This window comes from Microbacterium sp. K24 (assembly GCF_004794465.1).
Lineage (GTDB): Bacteria > Actinomycetota > Actinomycetes > Actinomycetales > Microbacteriaceae > Microbacterium.
In genome coordinates this window covers 47,117-53,974 of the sequence record NZ_SSDJ01000068.1, presented here as the reverse complement: position 1 = coordinate 53,974, position 6,858 = coordinate 47,117, and the positions used below count along the sequence as shown (strand labels likewise).

The 6,858-nt window shown below is 64.5% G+C and carries 9 protein-coding genes; 4 read left to right on the top strand and 5 right to left on the bottom strand.

Annotated elements, in window-relative coordinates:
• The 4 genes from DW306_RS05500 to DW306_RS05485 form a co-directional block, all read left to right on the top strand.
• The coding region (locus DW306_RS05500; RefSeq protein WP_205814102.1) for a hypothetical protein at positions 1-615 on the top strand (615 nt) is incomplete at its 5' end.
• Between the two features lies 1 nt (position 616).
• Positions 617-1,018 (top strand): hypothetical protein, encoded by a 402-nt coding sequence (locus tag DW306_RS05495; RefSeq protein ID WP_136054611.1) that lies wholly within the window; start codon positions 617-619, stop codon positions 1,016-1,018.
• A gap of 57 nt (positions 1,019-1,075) precedes the next feature.
• Positions 1,076-1,393 carry a metalloregulator ArsR/SmtB family transcription factor gene (locus DW306_RS05490; RefSeq protein ID WP_136054610.1) on the top strand — a complete coding sequence of 106 codons (318 nt, stop codon included), beginning with the start codon at positions 1,076-1,078 and terminating at the stop codon, positions 1,391-1,393.
• Complete coding sequence (locus DW306_RS05485; protein ID WP_240747073.1) at positions 1,390-2,346, top strand: hypothetical protein; 957 nt, start codon at positions 1,390-1,392, stop codon at positions 2,344-2,346. Before DW306_RS05490 ends, DW306_RS05485 begins: the two co-directional genes overlap by 4 nt.
• Here DW306_RS05485 and DW306_RS05480 read toward each other — a convergent pair.
• The 5 genes from DW306_RS05480 to DW306_RS05460 are packed head-to-tail and all read right to left on the bottom strand — an operon-like array spanning position 2,328 to position 6,747.
• A complete protein-coding gene (locus DW306_RS05480) occupies positions 2,328-3,014 on the bottom strand; it encodes a winged helix-turn-helix domain-containing protein (RefSeq protein WP_136054609.1) in 687 nt (228 codons plus the stop codon). The genes DW306_RS05485 and DW306_RS05480 overlap by 19 nt on opposite strands.
• Complete coding sequence (pstB, locus tag DW306_RS05475; protein WP_136054608.1) at positions 3,011-3,886, bottom strand: phosphate ABC transporter ATP-binding protein PstB; 876 nt, start codon at positions 3,884-3,886, stop codon at positions 3,011-3,013. The genes DW306_RS05480 and pstB overlap by 4 nt, the downstream gene beginning before the upstream one ends.
• Positions 3,887-3,890: 4 nt before the next feature.
• A complete protein-coding gene (gene pstA, locus DW306_RS05470; RefSeq protein WP_136054607.1) occupies positions 3,891-4,805 on the bottom strand; it encodes a phosphate ABC transporter permease PstA in 915 nt (304 codons plus the stop codon).
• Positions 4,805-5,761 carry a phosphate ABC transporter permease subunit PstC gene (gene pstC / locus DW306_RS05465; RefSeq protein ID WP_136054606.1) on the bottom strand — a complete coding sequence of 319 codons (957 nt, stop codon included), beginning with the start codon at positions 5,759-5,761 and terminating at the stop codon, positions 4,805-4,807. The genes pstA and pstC overlap by 1 nt, the downstream gene beginning before the upstream one ends.
• 23 nt (positions 5,762-5,784) lie before the next feature.
• Positions 5,785-6,747, bottom strand: a complete 963-nt coding sequence (locus DW306_RS05460) for a PstS family phosphate ABC transporter substrate-binding protein (protein WP_240747072.1) — start codon at positions 6,745-6,747, stop codon at positions 5,785-5,787.
• Positions 6,748-6,858 lie beyond the last annotated feature (111 nt).

The window sequence follows — 6,858 nt, the reverse complement described above, 5'->3', positions numbered from 1 at the left end:
GAAGGCCATACGAAACAATCTCGTCCTCGTCGGATCGCTCCGCTCTTCCCTGCACGTGTGCTGCCCATCCCGATGACAGGCGGTCGCGTCGCGGGAAGGCCCGTGCGAGCGACCGCGATTGTGATGGTTGAGATGCCCGAGTCGTACCCGATCTGGTGGCAGGAAATCGACTCGCCGCCGCCAGCTGAGTGGGTGTTCATGTTCGAGGACTTCACCGGTGAAGACACCGCCGAGCAATGGGCGCTGGCCGCGGCGATCTTCATCGCCCAAACTCGCCGCCGCACGGCAGCCGGCCCCACCTTCGCTGAACTGTTCACCTACCTGCTGCCGGACACCGACGGACTCCCTGGCCCCCTGCCGCGGAACCTGGACTTCATCCAGCGGCGCCGCGCCGTCGCAGGTTTCCGCGGCCACGCGGCAATCGAGTGGCGCCGTCGGGGAATGATCAGCTTCGACATCGGCGTCATGCGCAGCCTTCGAGTTGGACGTGAGTTCCGCGAGCGGTCGCGGCGTCGCCAACAGGCCCGAGAAGCGACACGCCATCAGCGCGGAATCGAACGCGAACCAAGATTGGAACTCACGGACATTGCCGCCACCACGGAACGAGAGAGTTGACATGACCGAGGAATATCCGCCGGAACTCCGCGGCCTACTCAAGCGGATCGCTCCAGGCTGGCCAGAACTGCTGGAAGTCGGTGCCGGCTGGTACCCGCTGCTGGCGAGACTCGATGCAACGCTGTCCGTCATCGCCCCGAGCTACGTCGTGCAGCAGGTGAAGTCGAAGTTTGGTGCCCTGAGCTTCTATGCCGACCCGTCCGATGACCCGTCGAACTTCGATCAGGCGTTCGCGGACGCGGTGCGTGCGGCTGAGTGGGAAAGTACCGAGACGTGCGAGGTATGCGGGGCTCCGGCGAAGCAGTACGTGATCAGAATGTGGGTATCGACACTCTGCCAACGTCACGCCGCCGAGGCGGGAGGTGACGTGCTCGACCCAGATCCGCCGCCTTCGGCAGCCTGACTCGACGTCGCTGGCCGACACAGATTCGCACTCCTGCCGAGCCGTAGACTCGACTGCATGTCCTCTCAACCCGGAGCCAAGCCGCGCGTCGGCGCTGCTCTGGATCGGGGGGCCGCCGAGGAACTGGCGCGCACGCTGAGAGCGGTCGCTGACCCCACACGTCTGCAGATCCTCAGCATCATTCTGGGATCGGTCGACGAGCGCGCGACCGTCGGTCAGCTTGCAGATGTGCTGGGATTGCGGCAGCCGACAGTCACCCACCACGTCCGAATCCTGCTCGACGACGAATTCCTCACGCGGCAGCAGGACGGAAAGCTGGGCTGGCTGTCCGTCAGCCCCTCACGACGCAGCGCAGTTGAGGACTTCCTCCGGTGAACGATCGCTCGGCACACCGCGTCGGTCGGCCACTCGACGTGCAGTCAGCGCGAGATCGCGCGGCGCAGGTCTCGGTGCTGGGCAACCCCGACACCCTGCGAGTGCTCAGCGCACTCGCTTCCGACGTGCCGATCGGTGATATCCCTGCCGAACTGGCGCTCGATGCTGGAGTAGTCGAGGCGGCGCTCAAGTCGCTGCGGATGACAGGGCTGATTCGTGACTCTGCCGGGGCTGTGGCGCCGACGGTCGATGCCTGGGTGAGATTTGGGCGTCTGTTGGCGAGCGAGTCGATACAGCCCGCCGCGGCGGCGCCTGCAGCCACCGCGCTCCCACCGGGCGTAGCCACGATCGTCTCTGATCTCGCTTATCGGTTCAACTCGACGTTCAGTCGTGAGACGGTCGCCAGCTATGTCGCACAGAGCTATCTGCTTCTGAGCCAGCGGGCTCGTGTGCGCGAACATTTGCTGACGATGACGGCGCGGTATGCGGCTGATCGCCTCGACGCTCTCGCGACTGCACAGGGATTGATCCTGAGGGATACTCCGGAAGTGCTGTTCGTCTGTGTGCAGAATGCGGGGCGATCGCAGATGGCCGGGGCGTTCCTGCGGCATCTATCGGGCGGGAAGGTGCACGTGCGAACGGCAGGTTCGTCGCCTGCGGAGACCTCTCATCCGCGGGTGGAGGCGGCACTGGCCGAGGTGGGTGTCGAGCTCTGGGGTGAGTTCCCTAAGCCGCTCACGGAGGACGTGGTGCGCGCCGCTGACTACGTCATCACGATGGGTTGCGGGGATGCATGCCCGGTTTTCCCGGGCCGCCGATACATGGAGTGGGACCTCGCAGACCCGCTCGAACTCGATGACCAAGGGCTTCGCGTCGTGCGCGACGATATCCGCAGGCGCGTACTGGGGCTTCTCGTTGAGCTGGGTATTGAGCCTCAGGACGCGAGCCGGTAGCCGGCGACGCGGACCGTCTCGATGAGCGCCTGTGCAGGAGCGAAGTTTGCCAGACGCGCGCGCAGTTTCGTCATCGCAACCCGGACTGAGGCGTGAGGGTCCTCCAGATCCGATCCGAAGGCGAGAGCAAGCGTGTCGATGCTCACGCTCTCCGGATAGGCGCGGACGATCTGATGCAGCAGCTCGAACTCCCGCGGCGGAAGCAGGAGCGCATGGTCCCGCCAGCGGAGACTCCGGTGCGGGACATCGAGGGTCAGTTCTCCGAAGCGGAGCGAGCGATCCTGGGGCCCCGTTCTCGGGTGCAGGCGAGCTACTTCCCGCAGGCGATCGGGCGTGATGGGAAGGCGGATAGTGCCGCGCAATCCGGCCCGCATCGCGGCTTCGATCGTGGCGGTCTCGGTGTCGTCGGAGACTCCGAGGAAGATCGATCCACCACACACCGGTTCCGCGATCTGCATGATGGCTGCAAGCCTCTCGAACGACTCGCCACCGGCGAGGATGAGAGACGACTCGTAGTCGTGGGCCAAATCGGCCAGCGCGTCGACGATCTCGGCGTGAACCGTGATGGGGACTCCGGCATGGCGGAACTCAGCGAAGCTCCCGCGGAAGATCTCCGAACTTCGCCCGTGTAGGACGAACCGAGGATCGCCGCCAGACGGGGAACTCATCCGAACCGTCCGCTGATGTAGTCCTCCGTGCGCTGGTCCTGCGGCTGCTCAAAGATGTTCTTGGTGAGGTCGTATTCCACCAGAACTCCGGTGCGGTCCCCCGTCGTCTCGTCAGCCAGGGCGGTGAAGAATGCGGTCCGGTCAGCGACTCGAGCTGCCTGCTGCATGTTGTGGGTGACGATGATGATTGTGTAGTCCTTGCGCAGTTCGTGCATGAGGTCTTCGATCCGCGAGGTGGCGATGGGGTCGAGGGCCGAGCACGGCTCGTCCATGAGGATCACATCGGGCTGCACGGCGATGGTGCGCGCGATGCACAGACGCTGCTGCTGGCCGCCGGAGAGCCCGAACGCGGACTGCTTGAGCTTGTCCTTCACCTCGCCCCAGAGCGCTGAGCGTGTCAGTGCTTCCTCGACGAGGTCGTCCATGTTGTCGACCTTCATCCCGGTTACGCGAGGGCCGTAGGCGATGTTGTCGTAGATCGACTTCGGGAACGGGTTGGGCTTCTGAAACACCATGCCGATGCGTCGTCGAACCTCGATGGGGTCGACGCCCTTCGCGTAGATGTCCTCTTCCTGGAAGATGACGTTTCCTTCGACGCGGGCACCGTCGACGAGGTCGTTCATGCGGTTCAGAGAGCGCAGGAGCGTGGATTTGCCGCAGCCGGAGGGGCCGATGAGTGCGGTGATCTCGTTGCGTCCGAACTCGAGGTTCACGCCGGTGACTGCGCGGAAGTCCCCGTAGTAGACGTTGACGTCTTCGCAGCGGATGAGTCCGCTGGGGGTTTCAGCAACGTGACGCGATTCTGCGGCCTGGAAGTGGGTGTGCGCCGCCGGTGCGGAGCTGTCCTTCGAGGTGCTCGTGGAGGTGCTCATGGGTTTACCACCGTTTCTGGAACTTGTTGCGGATGAAGATGGCGAGGGCGTTCATCAGGATGAGGACGGCGAGCAGGAGGAGGCTTGTGGCTCCGGCGAGCTCGTGGAATCCCTCCTGCGGGCGTCCGGTCCAGTTGAAGATCTGGATGGGGAGCGTGGTGTAGCCGCTGAGCAGACCGTTCGGATCGAATGTGATGTATACGAGCGCACCGAGGACGAGCAATGGGGCTGCTTCGCCGAGAGCTCGTGACAGCGCGAGGATCGAGCCGGTCGCGATACCTGGGACCGATGCGGGAAGCACCTGCCTCCACGTTGTCTGCCATTGTGTGGCCCCCAACGCCAGCGAGCCGTCGCGGATCTCCCGGGGCACGGCGCGCAACGCCTCCCTGGTGGCGATGATGATGACCGGGAGGATGAGGAGCGTCAGCGCGAATGCTCCACCGATGACGATGTTCTTATTGGTGACTCCGAGCATCGACAGGAAGGCGAGGGCGAGGAGACCGTAGACGATTGAGGGGACAGCGGCGAGGTTTTGGACGTTGAGTTCGACGAACCGGTTGAACCAGCGTTTCCGGTCGGCGAACTCCTCGAGGTGCACGGCGGCGGCGATGCCCAGGGGGAGCGTCATCACCGCGGTGGCACCAATCGCCCAGACTGATCCGAGGATGGCCGGACGAGCGCCGGCCTCCTCCGGGTCAGCGGAGGGGAAGTTCGTCACGAGGTTCCAGCTGAGCTTGTTCTGCCCGGTGATGAAGATGGTGATGAGCAGTGTGACGAGCACGGCGAACGCGACGAAGAGTGACAGCCAAAGGAGCAGGAGGAAGATCAGCGCGGTGGGACGCAGTTCGCCGTTTCGGCCGGTATTCAGCGGCCGGGTCGCGTTAAGGACGCGGGACTCGGGAGTCGTGGGCGCGGACATCAGTAAGCCTCCCGGAATCGGCGAACGAATCGGATGCTGATGAAGTTGATGAGCAGGGTGATGAGGAACAACAGCAGTCCGACAGCGAAGAGGGTGTTGTACTCGAGGCTTCCGACGCGGGAGTCGCCGAGGGCGGCGTTCGCGATGAAGCCGGTCATCGTCTGCCCTTGCTCCAGCGGATTACTCACGAGCTGCGCCTGACTACCCGCAGCGATTGCGACAATCATCGTTTCTCCGACGGCTCGGGAGATTCCGAGAACCACGGCGGCGACGATGCCAGACAGCGCGGCCGGGAAGACCACGCGGAGAGTGGTCTGCATGCGGTTGGCGCCAAGAGCGGCACTTCCCTGACGGAGCGCGCTGGGGACAGCAGACATCGCGTCCTCTGCGATGGATGCGATGGTGGGGATGATCATGACTCCCATGACGAGGCCGGCGGCGAGGACGCTGAACGCCCCGGTGGGGAGCTGCAACCAGTCGCGGAGGACGGTGCCCTGCACGAACTGGAGAGCGAAGAACCCGTAGACCACGGTCGGGATACCCGCGAGGATCTCCAGCAGGGGCTTGAGCACCTTGCGCACTCGCGGTTTCGCGTACTCCGCGAGAAGGATCGCCGCACCGAGGCCGAAAGGAACGGCGACGAGGAGCGCGATGACGGTGGTCCACAGGGTTGCGGTGACCAGGGGGAGGACGCCGAAGGAGGCGTCCGCGAATCGGGGGGCCCAGCGCGTACCGAAGAGGAACTCGAACGGTGAGACCTCCGCGAAGAAGCTCAGGGACGGAACCAGGAGCGCGATGACGATGCCCACGGTCGTGATGACCGTGATGGCTGCAGCAAGGCGCAGACAGAGTTTGATGAGGAACTCACCGGGCCGGCGGCGGCCGGCGAAAGACGAGGAGGGGGCGGGGGCCCGGCCGGTAGCCGGGCCCCCGGGCCGCTCAGTGACGGTGGTCATGGGTAGCGTCCTGAGCGGTCGGGTCAGCCGAGCGAGGCGAGCTCGTCAGCAGCCGTGGTGACCTGCTCCTCGGTGAGGGGCACGAAGAGTGCGCGCTCTGCGATGTCGAGCGAGTTCGCGACGTAGAAGTCGATGAACGCCTTCACCGGCTCCTTGTCGACGTACGACGCGTTGTTGACGTAGACGAACAGCGGGCGGCCGAGCGGCGTGTACGTGCCGTCCTGAACGGTCTCGGTGCTCGGCATCACGCCGTCGACCGCGACAGCCTTGATGACGCCCTCGTTCTCTTCGACGTAGCTGAGTCCGAGGAACCCGATGGCGCCGACGTCACCCGCGACACCCTGGATGGTGATGTTGTCGTCTTCCGAGGGGCTGTAGTCGGTGCGGATCGCGCCCTCTTCGCCGTTGATGGCGTCGGTGAAGTAGTCGAACGTGCCCGAGTCAGTGCCTGCACCGAAGAGCGTGATTGCCTGGTCGGGGAAGCTCGAGTCGACCTGGTTCCAGTTGGTGATCTCGCCCTCGGCCTCGGGGCCCCAGATCTTGTTCAGCTGCTCGACGGTGAGGTCTTCAGCCCAGTCGTTCTCGGGGTTGACGACCACGGACAGGCCGTCGTTGGCCGCGATGATCTCGGTGTACTTGATGCCGGCGGCCTCGCACTCAGCGGCTTCTTCGTCCTTGATGGCGCGGGAGGCGTTGGAGATGTCTGTCTCGCCGGCGCAGAAGGTCTTGAAGCCTCCACCGGTGCCCGAGGTGGCGACGGAGACGTTCACTCCGGCTTCCTCGTCGCGGAACAGGTCAGCTGCGGCCTCCGTGAGAGGGGCGACTGTCGACGACCCATCGGTGTTCACGGAACCGGTCAATCCGCCCGATCCTTCACCGGAGCCGGCGGATTCGCCTGCGCTCGGCTGCCCGCCACAGGCGCTCAGCGCAAGAACGCCGATGACCAATGCTGTGGAGGCGAAGATCTTTGCTGTGGTCTTTCGCACGATTGCTTCCTTCATCTCAGACTCGTGACAGGCGGCCGATAGACCGCCTCGAATAGATGGTGATCTATTCGACGTATTGATAGAAGGTCATCTATGTGAACGTGAGGTTAA